The organism is Kitasatospora sp. NPDC058243 (assembly GCF_042882025.1).
Classification (GTDB): Bacteria; Actinomycetota; Actinomycetes; order Streptomycetales; family Streptomycetaceae; genus Kitasatospora.
The window spans coordinates 1-22,310 of record NZ_JBHVWW010000031.1 but is presented as its reverse complement, the minus strand read 5'-3'; the positions used below and the strand labels follow the sequence as shown (position 1 = coordinate 22,310).

General features: G+C 73.7%; 27 protein-coding genes and 1 pseudogene. 13 read left to right on the top strand and 15 right to left on the bottom strand.

Annotation, left to right across the window (positions count from 1 at the left end):
* Nucleotides 1–130: 130 nt before the first annotated feature.
* The 3 genes from ACFVX9_RS21020 to ACFVX9_RS21010 form a co-directional block, all read right to left on the bottom strand.
* Nucleotides 131–844: a DUF6875 domain-containing protein gene (locus ACFVX9_RS21020; RefSeq protein ID WP_387982957.1), complete on the bottom strand. Its 714-nt coding sequence runs from the start codon at nt 842–844 to the stop codon at nt 131–133.
* The gene (locus tag ACFVX9_RS21015; protein ID WP_380428584.1) at nt 841–1,506 is read right to left on the bottom strand and encodes a GNAT family N-acetyltransferase; all 666 of its coding nucleotides are present in this window, start codon (nt 1,504–1,506) and stop codon (nt 841–843) included. The genes ACFVX9_RS21020 and ACFVX9_RS21015 overlap by 4 nt, the downstream gene beginning before the upstream one ends.
* Nucleotides 1,507–1,595: 89 nt before the next feature.
* Nucleotides 1,596–2,975 carry a pyridoxal phosphate-dependent decarboxylase family protein gene (locus tag ACFVX9_RS21010; protein ID WP_387982956.1) on the bottom strand — a complete coding sequence of 460 codons (1,380 nt, stop codon included), beginning with the start codon at nt 2,973–2,975 and terminating at the stop codon, nt 1,596–1,598.
* Between the two features lie 258 nt (nt 2,976–3,233).
* Here ACFVX9_RS21010 and ACFVX9_RS21005 point away from each other — a divergent pair, with 258 nt between their 5' ends.
* Entirely contained in the window at nt 3,234–4,742 is a 1,509-nt protein-coding gene (locus tag ACFVX9_RS21005) for a multicopper oxidase family protein (RefSeq protein WP_387982954.1), read from the top strand.
* A 64-nt stretch (nt 4,743–4,806) separates the two neighbouring features.
* Here the strand turns inward: ACFVX9_RS21005 and ACFVX9_RS21000 are convergent, their stop codons facing one another.
* Complete coding sequence (locus ACFVX9_RS21000; RefSeq protein WP_387982952.1) at nt 4,807–6,297, bottom strand: FAD-binding protein; 1,491 nt, start codon at nt 6,295–6,297, stop codon at nt 4,807–4,809.
* A 63-nt stretch (nt 6,298–6,360) separates the two neighbouring features.
* On the bottom strand, nt 6,361–6,741 hold the full coding sequence (locus ACFVX9_RS20995) for a hypothetical protein (RefSeq protein ID WP_387982951.1): 381 nt from the start codon (nt 6,739–6,741) through the stop codon (nt 6,361–6,363).
* Between the two features lie 279 nt (nt 6,742–7,020).
* Here ACFVX9_RS20995 and ACFVX9_RS20990 point away from each other — a divergent pair, with 279 nt between their 5' ends.
* Nucleotides 7,021–7,320 (top strand): YciI family protein, encoded by a 300-nt coding sequence (locus tag ACFVX9_RS20990; RefSeq protein ID WP_063352966.1) that lies wholly within the window; start codon nt 7,021–7,023, stop codon nt 7,318–7,320.
* A 184-nt stretch (nt 7,321–7,504) separates the two neighbouring features.
* Entirely contained in the window at nt 7,505–9,145 is a 1,641-nt protein-coding gene (gene pgm, locus ACFVX9_RS20985) for a phosphoglucomutase (alpha-D-glucose-1,6-bisphosphate-dependent) (protein ID WP_363632400.1), read from the top strand.
* A 139-nt stretch (nt 9,146–9,284) separates the two neighbouring features.
* Here the strand turns inward: pgm and ACFVX9_RS20980 are convergent, their stop codons facing one another.
* Nucleotides 9,285–9,692, bottom strand: coding sequence for a MarR family winged helix-turn-helix transcriptional regulator (locus ACFVX9_RS20980; RefSeq protein ID WP_387983020.1), 408 nt, complete (start codon nt 9,690–9,692; stop codon nt 9,285–9,287).
* Nucleotides 9,693–9,880: 188 nt separating this feature from the next.
* Here ACFVX9_RS20980 and ACFVX9_RS20975 point away from each other — a divergent pair, with 188 nt between their 5' ends.
* A complete protein-coding gene (locus tag ACFVX9_RS20975) occupies nt 9,881–10,285 on the top strand; it encodes a nuclear transport factor 2 family protein (RefSeq protein WP_363377590.1) in 405 nt (134 codons plus the stop codon).
* Nucleotides 10,286–10,305: 20 nt separating this feature from the next.
* Here ACFVX9_RS20975 and ACFVX9_RS20970 read toward each other — a convergent pair whose 3' ends face one another.
* Entirely contained in the window at nt 10,306–11,511 is a 1,206-nt protein-coding gene (locus ACFVX9_RS20970) for an MFS transporter (protein WP_387982949.1), read from the bottom strand.
* Nucleotides 11,512–11,675: 164 nt separating this feature from the next.
* Between ACFVX9_RS20970 and ACFVX9_RS20965 the strand changes: the two are divergent.
* From ACFVX9_RS20965 to ACFVX9_RS20955, 3 genes and pseudogenes are all read left to right on the top strand, one after another.
* Nucleotides 11,676–11,789, top strand: a pseudogene (locus ACFVX9_RS20965) (hypothetical protein); the annotation flags it as partial.
* Nucleotides 11,790–12,339: 550 nt separating this feature from the next.
* Nucleotides 12,340–13,371, top strand: coding sequence for an RNA-guided endonuclease TnpB family protein (locus ACFVX9_RS20960; RefSeq protein ID WP_387983019.1), 1,032 nt, complete (start codon nt 12,340–12,342; stop codon nt 13,369–13,371).
* A 100-nt stretch (nt 13,372–13,471) separates the two neighbouring features.
* Complete coding sequence (locus ACFVX9_RS20955) at nt 13,472–14,752, top strand: alpha/beta hydrolase family protein (protein WP_380487141.1); 1,281 nt, start codon at nt 13,472–13,474, stop codon at nt 14,750–14,752.
* A gap of 176 nt (nt 14,753–14,928) precedes the next feature.
* Here ACFVX9_RS20955 and ACFVX9_RS20950 read toward each other — a convergent pair whose 3' ends face one another.
* Together ACFVX9_RS20950 and ACFVX9_RS20945 are read right to left on the bottom strand one after the other, a co-directional pair.
* Nucleotides 14,929–15,351, bottom strand: coding sequence for a tautomerase family protein (locus tag ACFVX9_RS20950; RefSeq protein WP_063352960.1), 423 nt, complete (start codon nt 15,349–15,351; stop codon nt 14,929–14,931).
* 66 nt (nt 15,352–15,417) lie between these two features.
* Nucleotides 15,418–16,119, bottom strand: a complete 702-nt coding sequence (locus ACFVX9_RS20945) for an SDR family oxidoreductase (protein ID WP_387982946.1) — start codon at nt 16,117–16,119, stop codon at nt 15,418–15,420.
* 145 nt (nt 16,120–16,264) lie between these two features.
* On the opposite strand from ACFVX9_RS20945, the gene ACFVX9_RS20940 reads away from it, so the two are divergent.
* The 3 genes from ACFVX9_RS20940 to ACFVX9_RS20930 all read left to right on the top strand — a co-directional run bounded on the left by ACFVX9_RS20940 (nt 16,265) and on the right by ACFVX9_RS20930 (nt 18,136).
* Entirely contained in the window at nt 16,265–16,900 is a 636-nt protein-coding gene (locus ACFVX9_RS20940) for a TetR/AcrR family transcriptional regulator (RefSeq protein WP_380487145.1), read from the top strand.
* 173 nt (nt 16,901–17,073) lie between these two features.
* A complete protein-coding gene (locus ACFVX9_RS20935; RefSeq protein WP_380429685.1) occupies nt 17,074–17,562 on the top strand; it encodes a hemerythrin domain-containing protein in 489 nt (162 codons plus the stop codon).
* A 73-nt stretch (nt 17,563–17,635) separates the two neighbouring features.
* On the top strand, nt 17,636–18,136 hold the full coding sequence (locus tag ACFVX9_RS20930; protein WP_387982945.1) for a hypothetical protein: 501 nt from the start codon (nt 17,636–17,638) through the stop codon (nt 18,134–18,136).
* Nucleotides 18,137–18,189: 53 nt separating this feature from the next.
* Here ACFVX9_RS20930 and ACFVX9_RS20925 read toward each other — a convergent pair whose 3' ends face one another.
* The 5 genes from ACFVX9_RS20925 to ACFVX9_RS20905 form a co-directional block, all read right to left on the bottom strand.
* Nucleotides 18,190–18,381, bottom strand: coding sequence for a DUF397 domain-containing protein (locus ACFVX9_RS20925; RefSeq protein ID WP_387982944.1), 192 nt, complete (start codon nt 18,379–18,381; stop codon nt 18,190–18,192).
* 77 nt (nt 18,382–18,458) lie between these two features.
* Entirely contained in the window at nt 18,459–19,040 is a 582-nt protein-coding gene (locus ACFVX9_RS20920; RefSeq protein WP_380561283.1) for a DUF5919 domain-containing protein, read from the bottom strand.
* 103 nt (nt 19,041–19,143) lie between these two features.
* Complete coding sequence (locus tag ACFVX9_RS20915; RefSeq protein ID WP_380561282.1) at nt 19,144–19,335, bottom strand: DUF397 domain-containing protein; 192 nt, start codon at nt 19,333–19,335, stop codon at nt 19,144–19,146.
* A 69-nt stretch (nt 19,336–19,404) separates the two neighbouring features.
* Nucleotides 19,405–19,611 (bottom strand): DUF397 domain-containing protein, encoded by a 207-nt coding sequence (locus ACFVX9_RS20910; protein WP_387982941.1) that lies wholly within the window; start codon nt 19,609–19,611, stop codon nt 19,405–19,407.
* Nucleotides 19,596–20,438 (bottom strand): helix-turn-helix transcriptional regulator, encoded by an 843-nt coding sequence (locus ACFVX9_RS20905; RefSeq protein WP_380380999.1) that lies wholly within the window; start codon nt 20,436–20,438, stop codon nt 19,596–19,598. The genes ACFVX9_RS20910 and ACFVX9_RS20905 overlap by 16 nt, the downstream gene beginning before the upstream one ends.
* 116 nt (nt 20,439–20,554) lie before the next feature.
* On the opposite strand from ACFVX9_RS20905, the gene ACFVX9_RS20900 reads away from it, so the two are divergent.
* The 3 genes from ACFVX9_RS20900 to ACFVX9_RS20890 all read left to right on the top strand — a co-directional run bounded on the left by ACFVX9_RS20900 (nt 20,555) and on the right by ACFVX9_RS20890 (nt 21,573).
* On the top strand, nt 20,555–20,755 hold the full coding sequence (locus ACFVX9_RS20900) for a hypothetical protein (RefSeq protein WP_387982939.1): 201 nt from the start codon (nt 20,555–20,557) through the stop codon (nt 20,753–20,755).
* Nucleotides 20,755–21,003 (top strand): hypothetical protein, encoded by a 249-nt coding sequence (locus tag ACFVX9_RS20895; RefSeq protein ID WP_380339167.1) that lies wholly within the window; start codon nt 20,755–20,757, stop codon nt 21,001–21,003. Before ACFVX9_RS20900 ends, ACFVX9_RS20895 begins: the two co-directional genes overlap by 1 nt.
* A gap of 75 nt (nt 21,004–21,078) precedes the next feature.
* Nucleotides 21,079–21,573, top strand: a complete 495-nt coding sequence (locus ACFVX9_RS20890) for an NUDIX domain-containing protein (RefSeq protein WP_387982937.1) — start codon at nt 21,079–21,081, stop codon at nt 21,571–21,573.
* Between the two features lie 41 nt (nt 21,574–21,614).
* Here ACFVX9_RS20890 and ACFVX9_RS20885 read toward each other — a convergent pair whose 3' ends face one another.
* Complete coding sequence (locus ACFVX9_RS20885) at nt 21,615–22,091, bottom strand: hypothetical protein (RefSeq protein ID WP_387982935.1); 477 nt, start codon at nt 22,089–22,091, stop codon at nt 21,615–21,617.
* Nucleotides 22,092–22,310: the final 219 nt, after the last annotated feature.

Genomic DNA, 22,310 nt, shown 5'->3' with positions numbered 1-22,310 from the left:
TGGAGGAAGAGATAACCGAAAATTTCGTCCTTGGTGACCGGCAAAAACCCCAAACGAAAAACAAAGAGAAGCTGGGGCCTAGCCCCGCCCCTCCCCCCCCCCCCCCCCCCCCGCGCAGGGGGGCCGCGGCTCAGGCGGCGGTCAGGCGGGCGGTCCTGCGGTGTTCCGTCATGCCGGAGACCAGCTGGTCGCGGATGCGGGCGGGGACCTGGGGGGCGAAGCGGGCCAGGTAGTGGGCCAGGTGGGCCTCGTCGTCGACGAGGAAGGGCAGGTCGAAGACGAGGAGCTTGCGCACCGCCAGCAGCGGCACGGGCGCGCGCAGCGGCCTGAAGGAGCGGTTCCACAGGCCCCCCTCCTCGCAGACGGGGTGGAACTGGCCGATCATCAGGCCCTGTTCGACGAACTCGTCCTTGGCCTTGCGCTGCGCCTCGTCCAGCGCGGTGGAGTCGGCCCGGTCCAGGCCCGGCAGCACCAGCAGGACGGTCAGCAGCTCCCGGTCCGACTCCTCCGTCAGGTCGGCCAGCAGCCGGTCGTACCAGGCGCGCAGCTCGCCGACCAGCGCGGGCAGGTCGCCGCCCGCGCCGGTGTCGGCGACGGCGATGTGGAACAGGCCGCGGCGCAGCGAGGGCTGGGTGTAGGGGCAGACGGGGCCGCTGCGCCCGAGGTCGGGGTGGGCGGTGGTGAGGAAGCGCCGGCTCCAGGCGAGGATCTCGGCGGCCTCGGGGTGGTGGTCGGCGGCGCCGGCGTCGATCTGCTCGGCGGAGTAGACGCGCAGGGCGGTGTCGACGCGCAGTGCGGTGCCGCTGTGCAGCGCGGTGTCGATGTCGAGGGTGTGGGTGGTCATCGGGGGCCCCGCCACACGGGGGTCAGGCGGGGGCCGCCGGCGGGCAGGGCGATGGCCTCGCCGAAGCGGGTGAAGCCGCCTGCGCCGCAGACCCGGGCGCCGCCGGGGGAGCTGGTCTCGGCGTAGGCGGCCTGGCCGTCGTGGTCGACGCGGGCCAGGAAGGCGCGCAGGAGGGCGGTGCCGGTGCCGGTGCGGCGGGCGTCGGGGTGGGCGCCGACGAACGCCAGGTAGTGGTGGGGGCGGTGGCGCGGGTGGCGGCGGGCCTGGAGACGGGTGATCGCGGCCAGGCGGCGGGCGGATTCGGGGTGGGCGTCGGCGTCGACGGCCGCGTCCAGGGCGCGGGCGGCCGCCTGGTCCTGCTCCCCGGGGTGTTCCCACACGCCGGGGGGCAGGAAGAGCAGCGCGCCGACGGGGGCGTGGTCGTCGGGGTGCTGGGCGGTCAGGGCGCCGCCGTGGGCCAGGCACTGGTCGACGTGGACGCGGAAGAAGGCGGGCAGGATGCGGGCGCGGTGGGCGTCGTCGGGGAAGGCCCAGCGGGTGAGCGGGTCGTCGTGGAAGGCGGCGGCGAGCACCCGGGCGAGGGCGGGGGCCTCCTCGGGTCGGGCGGGGCGGACCGCGGGGGCCGCGAGGGCGGCGCCCGGCGGGACGGTGGCGGTGGTCAACGGACACTCCTCGGCAGACAGGCGGCGGGCGGCGGGACAGCAGGGCGGTCGTACGGGGGGTGCACTCGTACAGCGGGGCGACGGGCAGGTCAGGGCCGGGCGGTGGCGAGCGAGGTCAGGCGCGCGTGCAGGCCGGGCAGGTGGTCCTCGGCCTCGGGCTTGATCAGGACGCTGCGCAGCACCGAGGCCCCCTCGGCGTCCGCCGCCGCTGCCGGGTGGCGGCGGGTGAAGTCGGCGGCGTCCACCCGCAGCAGGCTCAGGTAGAGCGGGTCCTGCTCGTCGGCCATGCCCTGGCGCAGCACGTGCCGGCTGGCGGCGTCGACGGCGGACATCGGCGTCCCGCCGGGGGTGGGGTGGTAGGTGACGATGTCCAGTTGCGGGCGCTGGTGGAGGGTCAGGTGCGGGCTGTCCTCGATCAGGTCCGCCCAGGCCAGGGCCGCGCGCCGCCCGCCGGCCAGGACGGCGCCCAGGCCCTGGGGGGTGAGCGGCAGCAGTTGCAGGGTCAGCCACAGGGCGGCGGCCGCGGCGCCGGCGCGCGAGCATTCCAGGCTGATCTCGCCCAGGTGCAGTTCGGCGTCGGTGAAGTAGGTGTAGGGGGAGTCGTGGGCGAAGTGGCGGCCGATGTCGGGGTCGGCGAACAGCACCGCGCCGCAGCCGTAGGGCTGCAGGCCGTGCTTGTGCGGGTCGACGGTGACGGAGTCGCAGCCGGCGATGGCCCGCCACGGCGCCGGGTCCAGGTGCAGGGCGGCGGCCTGGGTGTCGTCGGTGGCCAGCAGGGCGAAGAACCCGCCGTAGGCGGCGTCCACGTGCACCCGCACCCCGTGGCGGCGGGCCAGTGCCAGCACCTCGTGCACCGGGTCGACGGCGCCGAGCCCGGTGGTGCCGGCGGTGACGACCACCGTGCCGACGCGGCCGGTGGCGAGCAGGTCGGCCAGCGCGTCGACGTCCATGCGCCCGTCCGCGTCGGCGGCCACCGCGTGGCCCTCGACGCCCAGGACGTGGCACATGCGGCTGTGCGTGTAGTGGGACTGCGCGCTGTAGGCGACGCCGCGCCCGGGGTGGCTCTGGCGGGCCACGTACAGGGCTTCCAGGTTGGCGATGGTACCGCTGCTGGTGAGGTGGCCGACGTGGCGGGGCAGGCCGAACATGGCGGCGAGCTGGGCGACGCACTCGCGTTCCATGTCGTTGGTGGCGGGCCCGCCCTCGTAGGCGTGGTTGTTGGGGTTGAAGCGCATCGCCGTCAGGTAGCCGACGACGGCGGCCGGGTGCGGCGGCTTGACCATCTGCCCGGCGTAACGGGGGTGGAAGAACGGATAGTTGTGCTCCAGGCGCTTGGCGAAGCGCTCGAACGCGGCGGCGAAGTCCGCGTCGTCCACCTGGTGCGAGGGGTGCGGGCTGTACGGCCCGAACCGCTCTCCCCACTGCTCGGCGACCTCGGCCGCCCTCGGCAGCCAGTACCGCAGGTCCACGCTCCGGCCCTTCCCTTCGAGGGATCCTCCAGTGTTCTGCGAGCCACGGTGACCGCCCGCCGCAAGCGGCCCGCAACACCCGCAGCTCACCGCGCGCCCCGCCCGCAACCCGCCCCGCGCGCTCCACCGGGCCTCAGCCGGACCCCAACCGGGCGCAAGGATCCGCTGCTGCAATCACCCCCGGAACCCGCCCCCGCCCCACCCGCCGGGGCCGCACGGGCACACCGCCACACCGGGCCGGCAGCAGGAGGACGCGCGATGGTGACCAGACGCAGGATGATCGGCGCCGCCCTGGCGACCGGGGGAGGGGTCCTGCTCATGCGCACCACCCTGCGCCCGGCCGCCTCCGTGGAGACCGCCGCCGCCGCGGCCGCCCACACCCACCCGGGCCCTGCCGCCCCCGCCGCCGAGGCCGACCCGGGCCCCGACGCCGGCCCCGCCCTGGCACCGAAGTTCACCGCCGCGATGCCCCTGCCCCCGGTGCTCTCCCCCGTCTCCACCGACGGCGCCGCCGACACCTACGCCGTCACCATGCTCAAGTCCTACGCCCGCATCCTGCCCGGGCACCGCACCGACGTCCTCACCTACAACGGCGCCTTCCCCGGCCCCGTCATCCGCGCCCGCTCCGGACGCCCGGTCGTGGTGCGCCAGACCAACCTGCTGGACGACCCCGTCTCCGTCCACCTGCACGGCGCCCGCGTCCCCGTCGCCTCCGACGGCGGCCCCATGAACCTCCTGGACGCCGGCGCCACCCGTACCTACACCTACCCCAACGACCAGCCCCACGCGAGCCTGTGGTTCCACGACCACGCCCACCACCTGGAGTCCGAGCACGTCTACCGGGGCCTGGCCGGCACCTACCTGATCACCGACGCCACCGAAGCCGCCCTGCCGCTGCCCGCCGGCCGCTACGACCTGCCCATCGCCCTGCGCGACGCCCGCTTCGACCCCCAGGGCCGCCTCGTCTACCGCATGGACGACCCCCTCAACCGCACCACCATCCTCGCCAACGGCCGCCCCTGGCCCAAGGTCGAGGTCGCCGCCCGCAAGTACCGGCTGCGCCTGCTCAACTCCTCCAACCTGCGCTTCTTCTCCCTGCGCCTGGCCGACGGCGGCCCCCTCACCCAGATCGGCTCCGACGGCGGCCTGCTGGAACGCCCCCACGTCACCGACACCGTCGACCTCTCCCCCGGGGAGCGCGCCGACGTCGTCGTCGACTTCTCCCGCTACCCGGTCGGCTCCAGCATCGTCCTCACCAACTCCATGCCCCCCGGCCCCGCCGAACACGTCGGCCAGGTCCTGCGCTTCGACATCACCCGCGCCGCCGACGACCCCAGCCGCGTCCCCGCCCAGCTGCGCACCCTGCCCGCCCTGGGCGCGGCGGCCCGCGAGCGCACCGTCGTCCTGGAGTACCAGGAGAAGCCCGGCGCCGCCCCGCTGGGGCTGATCGACGGCAAGGTGTACGACCCGGCGCGGGTGGACGCCTCGGTGGCGTTCGGCACCTCGGAGATCTGGACGGTCGTCAACGCCAACAAGGACGTCCCGCACAACTTCCACCTGCACCTGGTGCAGTTCCGGGTGCTGGCGCGCAACGGCGCCGCGCCCGGCCCGGCGGAGTCCGGCCTGAAGGACACCGTGCGCCTGCTGCCGGGGGAGAGCGTGCGCCTCCAGGCCCTCTTCGACTCCTACCGCGGCCGCTACCCCTACCACTGCCACCTGCTGGACCACTCCGCGATGGGCATGATGGCGCAGCTGGAGATCACCTGACCACCTTTTACTCGACCCCCCGCCGGGCCGCCCGCCCCCCGCAGGCGGCCCGGGGGCCCGGCCGTCAGCCGGCGTGGATGCCCTGGCCCGGCGCCAGGATCCCCGCCGGATCCCACCGCCGCTTGGCCCGCTCCACCCGCTCCCACAGACCGCCGTAGTGGCGCCGCCAGTCCGCCCCCGTCATCCCCGGCACCGCCCCGATCAGGTAGCGCTTGCCGCCCAGCTCCACCGCCCGGTCGTACAGCCGCCGGTTGCGCTCCAGCATCGCCGCCGTGTCCGCCCCCGGCGCCGGGAACGCCAGCAGGTCGAAGTGCCAGCCCACCGGCTCCTGCGGCAGCACCGCCAGCGGCGCCCCCACCCGCGCCCGCGCGTACGGGTAGAACAGCAGCAGCCCCGCCCCCAGGTCCTCCGCCGTCAGCAGCGCGGTCGCCTCCCGCATGAACACCCCCACCGTCGAGGCGGGCAGGAACAGGCTCAGCCACGGCTTCGGCAGCCCCCAGAACCCGGCCGCCCGCAGGTACCCCGCGAACGCGTCCACCCGGAACGCGTACTCGCGCCAGCTCTGCTCCACCACCGTCGTCTCGCCCGCCACCCCGTGCAGCCCCGCCAGCAGCGCCTCCCGGTCCACCGCCCGCCCGGCGTCCCCGTAGGCCACCAGCTCCGCCGTGTAGCGCCACCGCTGCCCGTCCGCGCTGCGCACCACGTTGCCGACCTGGAGGTCGAAGCGGCCCTGGGCCAGCACCTTCTCCTGGTCCGCGCGGTAGAGGTCCGCGTCGTCGTAGGCCAGGGTGAACACGGTGGCGCGCTCGCGGGCCGGCACCAGGGCGAGCGTGGCCCGCACGATGATCCCCACCTGCCCGCCGCCGGCCAGCACCGCCTCGAACAGCTCCCGGTTGTGCTCGCGCGAGGCCGTCACCAGCTCGCCGGTGCCGGTCACCACGTCCAGCGACCGCACGGTGTCCGCCTGCAGCCCGTGGCGCTGCACCGCCCCGCCGATGCCGCCCACGCTCAGCGTCCCGCCCACCGACAGGTGCAGGTAGTCCGTCAGGCACGGCGGCATCCAGCCCGCCGCCAGCGCCGCGTCCGTCAGCTGCGCCCAGGTGGCGCCCGCCTCCACCACGGCCCGCCCGGGTTCGACGGAGAGGATCCGCGACAGCCCGCGCGCGTCGATCGCGATGCCGCCGCGGGGGTTGGCCTGGCCGTAGCTGGAGTGCGACTCCAGCCCGCTGTCGCCGCCGGCCGCCTGGTCGCCGCTCTGCCCGTTGACCGCCACCGGGATGCGGTGGCGGCGGGCGAAGGCCACCACCTTCTGGACGTCGCGCACCGAGGCCGGGCGCAGCACCGCGCGGGGCGAGGCGGTGACCAGGTGCCCGAAGTCGGAGGAGAACCGCTCCACGTCGGCGCCCCGCAGGGCCACCGTGCCGTCCAGGGCGGGCAGTTGATCCACGTTCTCGCCCGGCTCGGCGGCCCAGGCGCGGGCGGCGGTGTTCCAGCCGACGACGGCGGCGCCGGCGCCGGCGATCAGTGCGCGGCGGGACAGACCTGAACTGCTCATATCAGCGTTTCTCCGATCAGTCGTCAAATAGGGATTGTTGTACCGCAACCACCCCGCGACCACCTACCTCCCCGCACGCCCCTCCTGCTCCAGCCCCGCCAGCGCGGCCGCGATGTACTCCGGCATCCGCATCTGGTGGGCCGGGGCGCCGGCGGGGATGTGCGCGCAGGCGGCCCGCGCCTCCTCCAGCAACGCCCGCCGCGCCCCGGGCAGATGGGCCACCCGCGGCGAGTCGGCCGCCGTCCACAGCACGTGGGCGAGCTTGTAGGCGTACACGGGCGGGCTGACCGGGAACAGCGCCCGGTACACCCACAGCCCCTCCGGGGCGTCCAGGACCCACTCGTTGTGGCTCAGCAGCCGCACCCGCGCCTTGAGCACCAGGTCCCTGTGCGCCGTGTCCCTGTGCGCCGCGTCCTCGTGCGTCACGTCCTCGTGCGCCGTCATCCTCGCGTCCCCCTTCGTCCGTTCACCGCCCACCGCCTGCGGCGCCGTACGGCCCGTGCGCAGCACGGCGCGCGCCCCGGCCGCCCTGGGCAGGGGGCCGGCGCGTGGCCGAAGGAGTGGATGCGGACGAGTCTGCGGGCTGCGCCCGCCGCCCGGCAAGGTGTGATCCGGGTGCTCTGCGTCCTACCGAAACCCCCCGCTGAACTGGCACAATGGGGCTCGGTACACGCCGGGATCCCCGGCCGCGAGGCCCCTGCCGTGCGGGGCTAGCCTGGTCGCATGTTCGTACTTGAGCTGACGTACACCGCCCCGCTGGAGCGCATCGACGCCGCCCTGCCGCAGCACGTCGAGTGGCTGCGCGGGCACTACGAGGCCGGCACCTTCCTCGCCTCGGGCCGCAAGGTGCCGCGCGAGGGCGGGGTGATCATCGCGCTGGGCGAGGACCGCGCCGCGGTCGAGGAGCTGACCCGCACCGACCCCTTCGCCCGCGAGGGCCTGGTCGCCTACACGGTGACCGAGTTCCTCGCCACCACCACCGCCCCCGCCCTGGACGCCTACCGCCAGCAACTGCCCGCCTGAACCCCGGCCCCTGAACCCCGGCCCCTGAACCCCGGCCCCTGAACCCCGGCCCCTGAACCCCGGCCCCTGAACCCCGGCCCCGCCGTGCCCCGCCCCGCCTCGCGGTTCGGGGCACGGTCGCGTTCTGGCTACGATCGGTGGCACGGGGCAAGGACGCGTACGGGAAGTTGGCGGGAGAAGACGGATGGCACACGCACGGGCCGGGCAGTTGGCACAGCCGGATGACCTGGTGGATGTGGCGCGGCTGGTGACGGCGTACTACGCGCTGAACCCGGACCCTCAGGAGGTCGGCCAGCGGGTGGCGTTCGGCACCTCGGGCCACCGCGGGTCCTCGCTGGACGCCGCGTTCAACGAGGACCACATCGCCGCGACCACGCAGGCGATCTGCGAGTACCGGGCCCAACAGGGCATCGCAGGACCGCTGTTCCTGGGCGCCGACACGCACGCGCTCTCGGAGCCGGCGAAGGTGACGGCGGTGGAGGTGCTGGCCGCCAACGGCGTGCAGGTGCTGCTGGACGCGGCCGACGGCTACACCCCCACGCCCGCGGTCTCGCACGCGATCCTGGCCCACAACCGGCGCAGCCCCCGGGCGCTGGCGGACGGCATCGTGGTCACCCCCTCGCACAACCCGCCGCGCGACGGCGGCTTCAAGTACAACCCGCCCAGCGGCGGCCCGGCCGGCTCGCAGGCCACCGGCTGGATCCAGGACCGCGCCAACGAGCTGATCCGCGAGGGCCTGCGCGGCGTCAAGCGCGTCCCGTACGCGCGGGCGCTGGCGGCGGCGACCACCGGGCGCCACGACTACCTGGGCACCTACGTCGAGGACCTGCCCGCCGTCCTCGACCTGGACGCGGTGCGCGCGGCCGGGCTGCGCATCGGCGCGGACCCGCTGGGCGGGGCGTCGGTGGCGTACTGGGCGCGCATCGCCGAGACGCACCGCCTGGACCTGACGGTGGTCAACCCGGTCACCGACCCGACCTGGCGGTTCATGACGCTGGACTGGGACGGCAAGATCCGCATGGACTGCTCCTCGCCGTCCGCGATGGCCTCCCTGATCGGCCGCAAGGACGAGTACGCCATCGCCACCGGCAACGACGCGGACGCCGACCGGCACGGCATCGTCACCCCCGACGGCGGCCTGATGAACCCCAACCACTACCTGGCGGTGGCCGTCGACTACCTGTACCGCCACCGCGCGGACTGGCCCGCCGACGCCGCGGTCGGCAAGACGCTGGTGTCCTCCTCGATGCTGGACCGGGTCGCCGCCGACCTCAAGCGCGAACTGGTCGAGGTGCCGGTGGGCTTCAAGTGGTTCGTCGACGGGCTGGCGGAGGGCTCGATCGCCTTCGGCGGCGAGGAGTCGGCCGGTGCCTCGTTCCTGCGCCGCGACGGCGGGGTGTGGACCACCGACAAGGACGGCATCCTGCTGGCCCTGCTGGCCTCCGAGATCACCGCCGTCACCGGCGCCACCCCCAGCGCCTACTACCGGGAGCTGACCGAGCGCCACGGCGCCCCCGCCTACGCCCGCGTGGACGCCCCGGCCGACCGCGAGCAGAAGGCGCGCCTGGCCCGGCTCTCCCCGCAGCAGGTCACCGCGGGCGAGCTGGCCGGCGAGGCGGTGACCGCGGTGCTGGCCGAGGCGCCCGGCAACGGCGCGCCGATCGGCGGCATCAAGGTGTGCACCGACAACGCCTGGTTCGCGGCCCGCCCCTCGGGCACCGAGGACGTCTACAAGATCTACGCCGAGTCCTTCCTCGGCACCGGCCACCTGGCCCGGGTGCAGGAGGAGGCCCGCGCCCTGGTCGGCGAGGTCCTCGGCGCCTGATCCCCGCGCCCGCGGGTGCCCCGGACCGGTTCACCGGCCCGGGGCACCCGCGTTTTCCGGGCCCCTCGCCGTCACGGCGCTGTCCCGCGCGCCCCTTAGCTCCGTCGCCTCGCCGCCCCTTAGCCCTTTCGCCTCGTGCTCAGCCGAACGGGCCCTGCTCGGTGAAGCGCCGCAGCGACCGGGCGAACGCCTCGGCCTCCCCGGGCGGCCAGGAGGCGAGCGCCTCCTCGATGCCGCCGGCCAGGCGCCCGCGCATCACCGCCACGGTGCGCTCGCCCGCGCCGGTCAGGTTCAGCAGGGTGGCGCGCTGGTCGTGCGGGTCGGCCTCGCGGCGCAGCAGCCCGGCCTCCTCCAGGCGGGTGGCGCGGCGGCTGACCCCGGAGCGGTCCAGGCCGATCTCGGCGGCCAGGTCGGCGGCGCTGCGCGCCCCGGTGCGGGCCAGGCCGGAGAGCACGGGGTAGGTGACCTCGTCCACCGCCTCGCCCAGGCCCTCGGTCAGGCGCCGGTAGAGCGCGGCGCGGGCGGGGCGGCGCAGCAGGACGGCCAGGGCCTGGGCGACGGCGTCCCCGAGGCCGGGGGCGGCCTCCGGGTCGGTCTTGGTCTCGGGGTCGGGGATTTCGGGGGAGTGGTCCACCCCCCGATCATAGCGTGCGCGGCGCACGCGTTCCTGGGGTACGCTCATCCCATGAAGCGTGCGCCACGCACGCATTGTCGGATTCCGAGAAGGGAACCCCCATGCCCGCCACCGCCCCCCGCACCACCATCGCCGCCGCCCTCGACGACCTGCTCTTCACCCCCGGCCTCGACCTGGAGACCGCCGTCGAGCGCCACTTCACCCCCGACTACCGCCAGCGCACCGACGGCCGCTGGGACGACCGCGCCGCCTTCACCGACCACATCCGCCACCTGCGCGCCGTGGTCGCCTCCGGCCGCGTCCAGGTCCACGAGGAACTCCACGACGGCGACCGCACCGCCACCCGGCACACCGTCGACGTCCTCAAGACCGACGGCACCCGCGTCTCCATGGAGGTCTACCTCTTCGGCCGGTACGCCCCCTGCGGACGCCTGCGCCGCATCGAGGAGACCACCCTGCTGCTCGCCGGAGCCGAGGCCGACCGCAACCTCGGCTCCGCCCGCTGAGACCCCGGTCTGTTCGACGATCAGGACCGCGACGGTGCCGGCGCCGGCACCGTCGCCACCTCCTCCTCCGCCGCCCCCGCCGCACCCGCCCGCGCGTCCCGCGTGGTCGCCGCCGCCGTCACCGCCGCCACCAGCGCCAGCCCCGCCGCCGCGAACGGGAACCACCGCCCGCCCAGCACCGCGATCGCCGCACTGCCCGCCACACCCCCGGCCGCCGTCCCCAGGTACAGCGCACTGCTGTTCAGCGAGATCAGCAGCGGCGCGTTCCCCGGATCGATCGACGCCAGCCGGTGCGGCAGCGCCACCGACACCGCCCACCCCGCCAGCGGCACCACCGCCGCGTACACCAGCGCCCCCGGCATGCTGCGCCCCAGCCACGGCAGCGCGGCGAACGCGCCCGCCGCCACCGTCGAGCCGGTCAGCAGCACCCGCCGCACCCCGACCCGGTCCACCAGGCGCCCGCCCAGCCAGCTGCCCGCCACCGACATCACGCCCGCCGTCAGCAGCACCAGGCTCAGCCGGTCCGCGTCGCCCCCGGTCGCCCCCGAGACGGCGGTGGCCAGGTAGATGTAGACGCACTGGAAGGCCAGGAAGAACGCCAGCGTGGTGGCCGCCGCCCCCAGCACCCGTCGCTGCCCCAGCGGGGCCAGGCGCGCCCGCAGCCCCGGCGCCGCCACCGGCGCCGGCAGGTCGCGCAGCAGCAGCGCCAGCCCCGCCAGCGCCGCCACGCCCAGCGCGGTGACCAGCCACATCGTCATCCGCCAGTCGCCGCGCCCCACCCAGGTGCCCAGCGGCACGCCCAGCGCGGTGGCCACCGTCATCCCGCCCAGCACGGTGGCCAGCGCCCGTCCGCGCCGCTCGGGGGCGACCAGGGTGGTGGCCACCGCGTTGGCGGTCGGCGTGTACAGCGCGGCCCCGGCGGCCGCCAGGACCCGGGTGGCCAGCAGCAGCCCGTAGTTCGGGGCGAGCGCGCTGAGCGCGTTGGCCGCGCTGAACACCGCGAGCGCGGTCAGCAGCAGCCGCCGGCGCGGCCAGCGGGCGGTGAGCGCGGCCAGCGCCGGGGCCAGCAGCGCGTAGCCGAGCGCGAAGACGGTGACCAGCTGGCCCGCGGCCGGCACGGACACCCCCAGGTCGGCGGCGATCGGGCCGAGGATGCCGGCGACGACCATCGAGTCGGTGCCCATGGCGAAGGTGCCGAGGGCGAGCAGGAGCAGGCGTACGGGCATGGAAAAGCCCCCCGATTGTTTGACGATAGGGCAACAGTTTGACGCTCGTCAAACACTAGGGGATTGGTGGATGATCTGAACTCTTGGGCGCAGATCGCCTGCTTTGCCTGGGGGTTGGCCCATCCTTGGCGCGAAGCTGCGCGGGTCGCTGCGTTGTCGGTGGCGTGCACTACGTTGATCACAGTGGTTGGAAGGGTGGTGTTCCCGTGCTGTCCGGCCGCAGGTATCGGCTTGAACTCACCTCAGATCAGGCGGTGTTGTGTGAGACGTTCGGCAACATCTGCCGGTCGGTGTGGAACATCGCTCTGGAGCAGCGCCGGGAGTATCGGCGGCGCGAGGCGTGGATGAACTACGTGCCGCAGGCCGCTGAGCTTGCGGAGGCGAAGCGGGAGTTTCCGTGGCTGGCGGTCGCGCCGTCGCATGTGCTGCAGCAGACACTTCGGGATCTGGACCGGGCGTGCCGGGAGCACGGGACGTTCGGGGTGCGGTGGCGCTCGGTGCGGCGCTGGTCGCCGTCGTTCCGCTTCCCGGCCGGGAACCTGATCACGGTGGAGCGGATGGGCCGCAGGTGGGGCCGCGCCAGACTGCCCAAGCTCGGGTGGGTGCGGTTTCGCTGGTCGCGTCCGCTGGGTGGCGGGATCCGGTCGGCGACGGTCACCCGGCAGGGGCGGCACTGGTTCGTCTCGTTCCTGGTTGAGGACGGCAAAGCAACACCCGAGGCGCACGTGATGCCGTCCACGGCGGTCGGGATCGACCGCGGCGTGAAGATCGCCGCCACCACCAGCGACGGCACGTTCCACGACCGGCGGTTCGCCACGGCGGGCGAGGCTGCGCCGGCTGCGGCAGAAGCAGGCCTGGCAGAAGAAGGGCAGTACTCGCCGCGAGCAGACGATCGCGGCGATCAACCGGATCACCGGCCGGGTCCGGAACCGCCGCGCGGACTTCTGTGCCTGGACGGCGAACCGGATCACCGGCCAGGCCGCGCTGGTCGTCCTCGAAGACCTCCGGATCAAGAACATGTCCGCTTCGGGGGCCGGGACCGTCGAACACCCCGGGCGCAATGTCCGGGCCAAGGCCGGGCTCAACCGGGCCATCCTGGACAAGGGATGGAACATGCTGGAACTGGCCCTTCGCAACGCCGCCCGGTACACCGGGACGGACGTCGTACTGGTCGACCCCGCGTACACCTCCCAGACGTGCAACGTGTGCAGGCGCGTGGACCCGAAGAACCGCAAGAGCCAAGCGGTCTTCGAGTGCACCGCTTGCGGACACACCGACCACGCCGACGTGAACGCGGCGAAGAACATCAAGGCCGCCGGGCAGGCGGTCTCAGGGCGTGGAGACCTCGGGGTTACCCGGTCGGTGAAGCGCCAACCACCGGCCGACCGCACCCACGCGGGGCGAAGCCCCCGCGCGGCACGCGCGGCCGGAGTCCCCGTCCTTCAGGGCGGGGAGGAAGCCAATGTCAAACCGACGCCGACCCGACGAGGACCACGTGCCATGACCGAAGACGAGCGGCTGCCCCAGCCCACCACCGCCGACATCGACCTCGTCACGGTCCTGCACGCCCTCGGCGACCCCGTCCGGATGACCCTGCTGCTCAGCTACGCCGACGGCGCCGAACACTCCTGCGCCCCCCGCGACCTGGGCCTGGAGCACCTCCACAAGTCGACCGTCTCCCACCACATGCGCGTCCTGCGCGAGGCCGGCGTCACCACCACCCGCGTCGCCGGGCGCAACCGCTTCGTCAGCCTGCGCCGCACCGACCTCGACGCCCGCTTCCCCGGCCTGCTCGACGCCCTCCTCACCGGTGCGCCTGCCGCGCCTGCCTCGCCCGCTGGGCCCGCCGTCTCCGGTTGAGACCTGCGCCCCGGGGCCTATGCCCGCGGTCGTACCCGCCGCCCGGCGCTCCTGCGCCGGCCCGACGCGCCCGCAGGGCCCGACCCGCCACCGTGGGCCCATGACCACCCCGCACACCGTGACCACCCCGTACGCCGCTGCCGCCCCGCACACCGCGGCCGCCCCGCAGTTCGGCCGCCGCAGCGCCCTGGCCGCCCTGGCCGCCACCGCTCTGCTCACCGCCGCGGGCACCGCCCCCGCCCGCGCGGCCACCCGCGCCGCCGCCCCGCCCTCACCCCCGGGCCGGCCCCCGCGCCTGATGCTGCCCGCCCCCACCGGGCCCCACCCCGTCGGCACCACCACCCTGCACCTGGTCGACCCCGCCCGCCCCGACCGCTGGGCCCCCACCCCGCGCCCGCGCGAACTGCGCACCCGCCTCTGGTACCCCGCCGCCCGCGTCGCCGGCCACCCCCGCGCCCCCTGGATGAGCCCCGCCGAGACCGCCCACCTGGAGACCGCCTACTTCCAGGTCCCCGCCGCCGGCCTGGACTGGCCCACCACCCACGCCCACGCCGACGCCCCCGCCGAGACCTCGTGCCGCCACCCCGTCGTCCTCAACTCCCACGGCTCCGGCGGCGACTCCGCCTTCAACACCGCTCTCGCCGAGGAACTCGCCTCCCACGGCCACGTCGTCGCCGCCGTCGACCACACCTTCGACGCCGGCGAGACCGAATTCCCCGGCCACCGCCTGGAAGTGCGCGACAAGGCCGCCGTCCAGGCCATGACCGACGCCGACATCGTCGCCTACCGCGCCGCCGACGTCCGCCTCGTCCTCGACCGCCTCACCGACCTCGCCGCCGGCGCCGACCCCGACGCCGACCACCGCCCCCTGCCCGCCGGCCTCGCCCAGGCCCTCGACCCGGACACCGTCGCCATGTTCGGCCACTCCATGGGCGGCGCCACCACCGCCCAGGCCCTCCACGACGACCCCCGCATCCGCGCCGGAGCCGTCCTCGACGGCCCCCTCTTCGGCACCTGCGCCACCGCCGACCAGCCGCGCCCCCTGCTGCTCATGGCCTCCACCTGGGCCAGCCCCGCCCGCGACGCCATGTGGGACACCCTGTGGCCCCACCTGACGGGCTGGCGCCGCCGGCTCACCCTCACCCGCTCCGGCCACCTGTCCTACACCGACCTCCAACTCCTCGTCCCCCAGGGGCAGGACGTGATCGCCTGGCCCGCCGACCAACTGGAGCACTTCCTCGGCACCGGCGACCCGCTGCGCGCCGTCACCGCCCAACGCGCCTACCTCACCGCCTACTTCCAGCTCCACCTGCGCCGCCGCCCCACCACCCTCTTCGACGCCCCCTCCCCGCACTACCCCGAGATCACCCTCGACGCCTGAACCGGCCTGAACCCGCCTGAACCGGCCAGGACCGGCCAGGACCCACCGCCCCCGGGGTGCCGGGGCGGCGGGTCCTGGAGTGGGAAGTCGGCCTGTCCGACTTCTCGCGGCGGCGCCGTGCCGGGGCGTCCGTCGGCAGGAGATCGGCAGGAGGTCAGTAGGAGGCCGGCAGGGGATCAGTAGGGGATCGGGCGGTTCTCGCGGGCCCACAGCTGTTCGGCCTCGCTCTGGGGCGGGGGCGGGGAGATCCCGTCCATCATCCACAGGTCCCGGGGCGTCTCGTCGATGTGGAACTCGCAGTACAGGCCGCGCCCGGTGGTGTGGGGCGCGAGGAGGGCGGCGAGGGCCTCCCGGGTGCGCTTGCGCAGGTCGGGGTCCTCGGTGTGCCGGGCGATGTGCTCGACCACGATCCGCACCGCGTCGTGCGCGGGCTGGTCGCCCACGTGGAAGGAGTCGGCGCCGATCTCGTGGAAGAGCGTCATCACGTAGAACTTCGGCAGTCCGAAGCGGGTGTAGAACCCGGTGATGTCGGCGGCGAGCTGCTGCTTCTGCCCGGGGGTGTAGGTGCCGGGAGGGTGGTAGACGTGCCACAGCGGCATGGGTGTTCTCCTCGGTGTCGGCCGGCGGTGGCCGGCGGGTTTCGACGGGTTTCGGTGCGGTGCGGGTCAGCGGCGGATGGGGATGGTGAGGCCCTCCACCGGGCCGGGGAGCGCGGACTTGAGCGCCCGGGTGAGGTCGTCGACGAGGACTTCGCGATCGCCGCGCTCGACGCCGTCCAGGACGATGCGGGCCACCTCGGCGGCCGGGATCTTGTCGACGGGCAGGGCCGCCACCATCTCGGTGTCCGCGAAGCCCAGGTGCACGCCGACGACCTGGGTGTGCTGGGCGGCGAGCTCCAGGCGCAGGGAGTTGGTCAGGGACCACAGGGCGGCCTTGGAGGCGCCGTAGGCGCCGGCGCCCGCGCCCCAGGACAGCGCGGAGTGGATGTCGACCAGCGCCCCGCCGCCACGGGCCGCCAGCACCGGCGCGAAGGCCCGGGCGATGCGCAGCGGGCCCAGGACGTTGGTGTCGAAGGTCTCCTGGACCTGCCGCAGGTCGGCGGTGAGCAGCGCTCCCGGGTACAGGACGCCGGCGTTGTTGAAGACGACGTCGACGTCCTGGACGCGCTCGGCCAGGGCGGCCACCGAGGCGTCGTCGGTGACGTCCAGGGCGAGGACCTCCACCCGTGCGTCCTCGCTGGGCACGGGGGCGCGGGCGGTGGCGTAGACCTTCTTCGCGCCGCGCGCCAGCAGTTCCCCGACGAACGCCCGGCCGAGGCCGCGCAGGCCTCCGGTGACCAGGGCGGTGGAGCCGTCGATCACGGTCATGTGCGTGTTCCTCGCTCTCGGAAGGCGGTGCCCGCAGCCGGGGCACCGCAACGTTTAGATTATTACCATCATCTAAACTGGATGGGGAAGCCCGGATGGGAAAGTAGGACCACCACCACCGCAGGACGAGGAAAGGAACGCAGGCATGCCCCGCGTGTCACGGGCCGAGGCCGAACGCCACCGCCAGGAGGTGATCGACCACACCGCCAGACTGATCCGGGAGCAGGGCTCCGACCAGGTCAGCGTCCCCCAGGCGATGGCCGCCGCAGGCCTGACGCACGGCGGCTTCTACCGGCACTTCGCCTCCAAGGACGACCTCGTCGCCCAAGCCCTCACAGCCGCCTTCACCGAACGCCGCGAAGCCATGGACCGCCTCGCCGACCACCCGCCCATCGGCGACCCCACCCCCGGCACACCCGCCGCCCAACACCCCACCCCCCGCGCCGAGTTCCTCGCCCGCTACCTCTCCACCCTCCACCGCGACAACCCCGGTCAGGGCTGCGCCGCCGCAGCCCTGGCCGCCGACGCGGCCCGCGCCGAACCCGGTTCCCCGCTGCGCAGCGCCTTCACCGCCGGACTGCGCGACCTGGTCGACGGCTTCCAGCACCTGCCCGACGCCGCCGAACGCGAGAGCGCCCTCGCCGACCTGTCCACCATGGTCGGCGCCCTCCTCCTGGCCCGCGCCAGCGAGGACCCGGCCCTGTCCGACGAACTCCTCGCCGCCGCCCGCCACCGCCTGACCGCCCCCGCCGGCCCCACCGCCCCCGCCGGCCCCGCGTAGGGCCGGGGCCGTCGCGCCGGCCCCGGCCCGCCCGCCCGGGCCCGGGGCCACCGGCCGCTGCCGCGGCGGCGCTTGCCCCGGCGCCGCGGCCCGTGATCGGATGGCGCCAGCATCGCGTGCCGGTGGCGGACAGCGTCAGGCATGGAGGTGTGGAACCGAAGGGGCCGCCTCCCGTGGCTTCCCATGACGGCGACCGCGTGGTCGCCCTGAGCCTTCAACTCTCCCGAGCACACCAGGAACTGCGCCGCCAGGTCGGCCGCATCAGAGCCGGGATCGGACAGCGCCGCCCGGACGGCGACGCACTGCGCACCCACTGCCTGGCCTTCTGCGCCGCACTGACGGCACACCACCAGGGCGAGGACGAGGGCATGTTCGCCCAGCTGGTGCGCGAACGCCCGCAGCTCGCCGGGACGGTCGCCAAACTCGTCGAGGACCACGAGATGATCGCCGCCATCCTCACCCGGGTGCGCGAACTCGCCGACCGCGCCGCCGAATCAGCCGAACCGCCCGGCGAAGGACTGGAAGCGGTCGGGCGCGAACTCGACGGCCTCACGGCGATCATGGAATCCCACTTCGCCTACGAGGAACGGACGATCAGCGAAGCCCTCGACGGCGCGACGCCCGAGGGCAGTTGGCCCGACCGGGTGTTCCGGTTCGGCTGACGGGCGAGCCCCCGCCCGGCGGGGCAGCGGAATCCCGTTGCGAGGTGAGGGCCGGCGCTGTAGACATGCCGCGATGACGATTTTTCATTGCGCCGCCTGCGGCGAGGCCCTCACGGCCGACCTTGAGCCCCTCCCGGCGGTTCCGGCCCGGCACCTGTTCGAGGGCGAGCTCGTCAACGGCCGGCGACAGGCCCCGCCCACCATGCCCCGCGGCCACTACGCCGTCGATCCGCAGCCGCACGGACCGCCGTTCGTCCCGGCCGAGGACCAGGACGGCTGTCCCCCCGCCTACCCCGGCGGCCCGTGCATCAGCGACTTCGACGGAATGGTCGTCGTCTCGGCCGGGCCCCGGAACACCTTCGTCCTGCACCCCGACGACGGGACCGGCCTCACCGGGCACGTGACAACGAGCGGCCCACCCGGCTGCTGCGGAGCCCCCGGCGACGGCCCGCCCAACCGCGCCTGCCGCTGCGGCGCCGTGGTCGGAGGCGAGATGGCGGACTGCTACACCCCCTACGAACTCCACCTGCTGCCCGACGCCGTCCGCCCGGCCACCCACACCTCCGCCCGCTGACGCACGCGGTCACCCGGACCCGACAGCTCCTTCATCCCACCCAGGAGTTGCCACTACCGGGCGTCGAACTCGCCCGCGCGGACGGCGGCCACGAAGGCCCGCCAGGCAGGGGCGGGAAAGAGGAGCACGGGCCCGTCGGGGTCCTTGGAGTCCCGGACGGGCTGCACACCGCCGAAGCCATTGGCGACCTCGACGCAGCCGTTTGACCCGCCGCTGTACGTGCTCTTGCGCCAGGTGGTTGCCATCGCCGTTGCCTCCTGCGGGTGGAGTGGAAAGTCGATGGGGATGACTTCCCACTCCGGCGCCGGGTTAGGCGCAGGTGTCAGCGCGGGCCGGTCCGGATGCCGCCGCCCCGGGACCAGAGTTCTTCGACGTGTTCGGCGAAGCGGTCGAACATGCCGTTCTCCCCGCTGCGCCGCAGGTGCATCAGTGGCGAGTCGTGGCCGACGGCGCGGGCGAGGTGAGGCGTGACGAGGGCGTGCTCGTCGAAGCGGAAGACGGAGAGGCCGACATGGTTCGGACCGTCGTCCGGAGCGCTGAACCGGGCCTCGAAGCCCTCGGTACCGGAGAGCTTGGCCAGGTTCTCCAGGGTGACCCTGATCCTGGTGGACACCGTGAGCGCCACGTCCTCGACCTGCTCGCGCTGACGCGTCGTGTCGGAGTCCGGATCCCCGAGGAGAAACCGGACCCGGCAACCGCTCTCGGCCTTGCGCCGCAGAGTCTGAAGCAGCGCGGGCTGCTCCAGCCACACGATGTACCCGGCGAGGAAGACGTCGGACCTGGCCTCGGCGATCAGCTGCGCCCAGACCGACTGCGGGCAGGCCGAGCGGTAAGGGTAGACGGCGAACACCTCCCGGTCGCGCCCGGTCTTGACGTTCGCCCGTACGGTGTTGGGCCAGATCATCCGTTCATCACCCCCTGAGGTCGCGGCGGTGGGTTGAACCGAGTGGAGGGGTTGAGAAGGCCCCGCCGCTCATGGATCGGGTTGGCGGGGCCGGGAGTTGCTGCTACCGGGCGTCGAACTCGCCGGCGCGGACGGCGGTGACGAAGGCCTGCCAGGCGGGGGAGGGGAAAAGGAGGACGGGTCCGTCGGGGTCTTTGGAGTCCCGGACGGGCTGCACGCCGCTGAAGCCGTCGGCGACCTCGACGCAGCCGTTCTGCCCGCCGCTGTAGCTGCTTTTGCGCCAGGTGGTTGCCATCGCGGTTGCCTCCTGCGGGTGGAGTGGGAAGTCGATGGGGATGACTTCCCACTCCGGCGTCAGATAGGCCTAGTTGGCGTCGAACTCGCCGGTACGGGTGGCGGTGACGAAGGCCTGCCAGGCGGAGGAGGAAAAGAGGAGAAACGGGCCCTCGGGGTCCTTGGAGTCGCGGACGGGCATGAGGTCGGTGAAGCCGTCGGCGACCTCGACGCACTGACCGCCACTGCCGCTATAGGAGCTCTTGCGCCAGGAAGCGCGAGTCAGTTTGACGTCCATTCAAGGTCCCTCCGTACCGAGCGGATCATAGCTACTGAGTCGGCCTGATTCTTGGCCCCGGCCAGCAGTTGATCGTAGTCCCTGAGCAGGGCTGCGATCGACTCGGTATCGCGGTCGAGGTAGCCGCGCTGCTCGGTCTCGCTGTAGGCGATCATTTTGCGTGTCGGCAGCATCAGTATGGTTACTACGCGAGTGAACGGCCTGCTCTCGCCAAGAGAGTAGGGAGCCACCTGGATGAAGATCCTGGGTTGACTGGCCAGTCTTTCAAGGTGGAGTAGTTGCTCGATCATGACGTCTCGGCCGCCGATGGTCCTCCTGAGACAGCTTTCGTCCAGCACCGCGTGCAGAATCGGCGGAGGCGTTCGGTGCAGGGTTTGCTGCCGGGTGAGGAGGTAGTTGATGCGTTCTTCGGCTTGCTCCGGGGTGGCTGTGCCTCGCCTGATATTCCCCTGCTCCCAAGCAGTGGCGTATGCCTTGGTCTGCAGAAGGCCATGGATGACGTTGATCTCGAAGAGCTTGATCTGCTCCGCGGTCGACTCGTAGTTGGCGTACTCGGGGAAGCCTGGGACCAGGGCAGTGTGCTTGAGCTGCCAGTACATCAGCAGCAGGGTCCCGCCGGTCTGCAGGACCTCGTCGGCCTTGGTAGCAAACTTCTCACTCGGCGGTCGCTGCGCAAGTTCGACGAACGAGACGTAGGACGGGTGGACTCCGATCTTGCGCGCGAGCTGTTCCTGCTTGAGGCCCATCGCCCTGCGTGACCTGCGGAGTTGGACCCCGAACGGGGCCCAGGGGGATGACTGCGGGTCAATTTCCTTGATGTTCACCATGGCTGCTCCAACTCTCCGGGCCACCGAGGTCAAGTCGTCTGCCACTTCCGATGCTAGGCGACACAGAGCCACCATGTGCACAGAACGTGAAACTCTGATCGCGGAAGGTTACTCCCATGGGTGATGTCCAAGTGCCCCGGCTGCACGGCTACGGGGTGCGGTGGGACCCGGAGGGCCGGTGTTACCGGGTGCGGAACGAGACGACGGGGGAGTGGCTGCGCAGCGGCACCTCGGGTGAGCTGGCCTCCTTCTCCTCGTTCTCCGCCGCCTTCAGCGCCTGGCGGGGGTTCGAGGCTCGGCGGCAGGTGGGGGCGTGATGGGATCCGCCCTCAACCGCGCCACCGCCGACCAGCGGCGCCAGGCGGCCGACGTCCTCGACGACCTGACCACCGTCCTCGCCCTGGCCGGGGTGAAGTTGCCGTCCGTCGACGTGGATTGGGAGCACGGCCGCAGGACCGGCTGCTACCTCATCGGCCTCGGCTGCGCCCGTCCGTCCGAACTCCTGCGGGTCGTCGACCTGCTCCGCAAGGGCCTGCGTTACGAGCGCCTGACGCGTGACGGCTGAACTCCTCGTCCGCCTGCTGTGGTGGGCGGGCTTCTCCCTCGTACTCCTTGCCGCCCTCAGGAAGTGAACCCCCCGATGCAAGACCCCCGCTTGCTCGCCAGGCCGCCGGTGTGCCGGCTCGGCTGCCTCGTCCTCGTGCGCAACCCGCGCGGCGACATCCTCCTGGTCGACCCCGACTACATGGACGGCCTCATCCTCCCGGGCGGCGCCGCGAAGCCGAACGAGCCCCCGCACCTCGCCGCCGCCCGCAACCTGCACGCCGAGACCGGCCTCGACCTGCGCCTCGCCGACGTCCTGGCGGTCGACTTCACCCCCGCCGACCGTTACCTGGAGCGCCTCAACCTGGTCTTCGACGGCGGCACCGTGCGCGACGACACCCACCTGACCGTCCCGCCCCGGCACCGCAGCGGCCTGTTCGGCGCCCGCTTCGTCCCCGCCCACGAACTCCCCGACGTCATGGCCCCCGCCCAGGCCGCCCGCGCTGCCGAAGCGCTCGCCAACCGCGCCGTCCCCCTCCTCCTCCACGGCCAACGCACCACCTGCGACGAGAGCCGGCCCCCGCCGCGCTAGACCGCCCGGCGGCAGCTACCCCGCCGACACCCGATGGGCGCTCAGCTGACGCCCCGCAGGACACACAGGGTCCCCTGCGGGGCGTGGAACGCCTGCCGCACCTCCCACGCGCCGCTCTGCCCCGCCTTGACGTTCACCGCCGTGTCGCCGAGGGCGAGCACCGTGGCCTTCGCCGAAGTGAAGTAGACGACGATCCGGTAATCCGCGTCCCGGCCGCCGGGGTTCACCGCGGTGCCGGCCGCGCGCCAGCCGTCCTTGGTCGCCTCGCAGGTGCCGATGGCGACCTGCTTGCGCTTCTCCTGGTCGTTGGCGACGGACGACGGCGGCGGCAGCGTCGGCTGCTCCAGCACGGCGATCTCACCGCTGCTTGCAGCGTCCCCGGAGGGCGCCGCCGTAGCGGCCTGCACGTCCTGGCTGCCACCGTTGTGGGGCTGGCGGCAGCCGGACAGGGAGGCGAGGGCGAGCAGTGCGATGCCGACGGCGGCACCCGTTCGGGCCTTGTGCTTCGTTTCGCGCATCTCTTACTCCTTGGGCTGTGGGCGGCGCCAGGAACGATCACACCGGTGTCACCGCGGAGGGGCCCGGCTTGTCTTACCGTGCCGGCGCAGGCGGTGCGGGCTCGGCGGGCCTGGCGGTGGCGGGGGTTCATCCGTTCGGCTGAGGATCGTCCCGTCGCCCGCCCGTCTCGCAGGTGAGGGACGGACGACGGACGGGCACAGAACGGCGGCGGTCCCCGG

What these genes read in the sequence shown, in the direction of transcription:
- ACFVX9_RS21020 (WP_387982957.1), bottom strand. Translation starts at nt 844, where the DNA reads ATGACCACCCACACCCTCGACATCGACACCGCGCTGCACAGCGGCACC.
- ACFVX9_RS21005 (WP_387982954.1), top strand. Translation starts at nt 3,234, where the DNA reads ATGGTGACCAGACGCAGGATGATCGGCGCCGCCCTGGCGACCGGGGGA.
- ACFVX9_RS21000 (WP_387982952.1), bottom strand. Translation starts at nt 6,297, where the DNA reads ATGAGCAGTTCAGGTCTGTCCCGCCGCGCACTGATCGCCGGCGCCGGC.
- ACFVX9_RS20995 (WP_387982951.1), bottom strand. Translation starts at nt 6,741, where the DNA reads ATGACGGCGCACGAGGACGTGACGCACGAGGACGCGGCGCACAGGGAC.
- ACFVX9_RS20990 (WP_063352966.1), top strand. Translation starts at nt 7,021, where the DNA reads ATGTTCGTACTTGAGCTGACGTACACCGCCCCGCTGGAGCGCATCGAC.
- pgm (WP_363632400.1), top strand. Translation starts at nt 7,505, where the DNA reads ATGGCACACGCACGGGCCGGGCAGTTGGCACAGCCGGATGACCTGGTG.
- ACFVX9_RS20975 (WP_363377590.1), top strand. Translation starts at nt 9,881, where the DNA reads ATGCCCGCCACCGCCCCCCGCACCACCATCGCCGCCGCCCTCGACGAC.
- ACFVX9_RS20970 (WP_387982949.1), bottom strand. Translation starts at nt 11,511, where the DNA reads ATGCCCGTACGCCTGCTCCTGCTCGCCCTCGGCACCTTCGCCATGGGC.
- ACFVX9_RS20955 (WP_380487141.1), top strand. Translation starts at nt 13,472, where the DNA reads ATGACCACCCCGCACACCGTGACCACCCCGTACGCCGCTGCCGCCCCG.
- ACFVX9_RS20950 (WP_063352960.1), bottom strand. Translation starts at nt 15,351, where the DNA reads ATGCCGCTGTGGCACGTCTACCACCCTCCCGGCACCTACACCCCCGGG.
- ACFVX9_RS20945 (WP_387982946.1), bottom strand. Translation starts at nt 16,119, where the DNA reads ATGACCGTGATCGACGGCTCCACCGCCCTGGTCACCGGAGGCCTGCGC.
- ACFVX9_RS20940 (WP_380487145.1), top strand. Translation starts at nt 16,265, where the DNA reads ATGCCCCGCGTGTCACGGGCCGAGGCCGAACGCCACCGCCAGGAGGTG.
- ACFVX9_RS20930 (WP_387982945.1), top strand. Translation starts at nt 17,636, where the DNA reads ATGACGATTTTTCATTGCGCCGCCTGCGGCGAGGCCCTCACGGCCGAC.
- ACFVX9_RS20925 (WP_387982944.1), bottom strand. Translation starts at nt 18,381, where the DNA reads ATGGCAACCACCTGGCGCAAGAGCACGTACAGCGGCGGGTCAAACGGC.
- ACFVX9_RS20920 (WP_380561283.1), bottom strand. Translation starts at nt 19,040, where the DNA reads ATGATCTGGCCCAACACCGTACGGGCGAACGTCAAGACCGGGCGCGAC.
- ACFVX9_RS20915 (WP_380561282.1), bottom strand. Translation starts at nt 19,335, where the DNA reads ATGGCAACCACCTGGCGCAAAAGCAGCTACAGCGGCGGGCAGAACGGC.
- ACFVX9_RS20910 (WP_387982941.1), bottom strand. Translation starts at nt 19,611, where the DNA reads ATGGACGTCAAACTGACTCGCGCTTCCTGGCGCAAGAGCTCCTATAGC.
- ACFVX9_RS20905 (WP_380380999.1), bottom strand. Translation starts at nt 20,438, where the DNA reads ATGGTGAACATCAAGGAAATTGACCCGCAGTCATCCCCCTGGGCCCCG.
- ACFVX9_RS20900 (WP_387982939.1), top strand. Translation starts at nt 20,555, where the DNA reads ATGGGTGATGTCCAAGTGCCCCGGCTGCACGGCTACGGGGTGCGGTGG.
- ACFVX9_RS20895 (WP_380339167.1), top strand. Translation starts at nt 20,755, where the DNA reads ATGGGATCCGCCCTCAACCGCGCCACCGCCGACCAGCGGCGCCAGGCG.
- ACFVX9_RS20890 (WP_387982937.1), top strand. Translation starts at nt 21,079, where the DNA reads ATGCAAGACCCCCGCTTGCTCGCCAGGCCGCCGGTGTGCCGGCTCGGC.
- ACFVX9_RS20885 (WP_387982935.1), bottom strand. Translation starts at nt 22,091, where the DNA reads ATGCGCGAAACGAAGCACAAGGCCCGAACGGGTGCCGCCGTCGGCATC.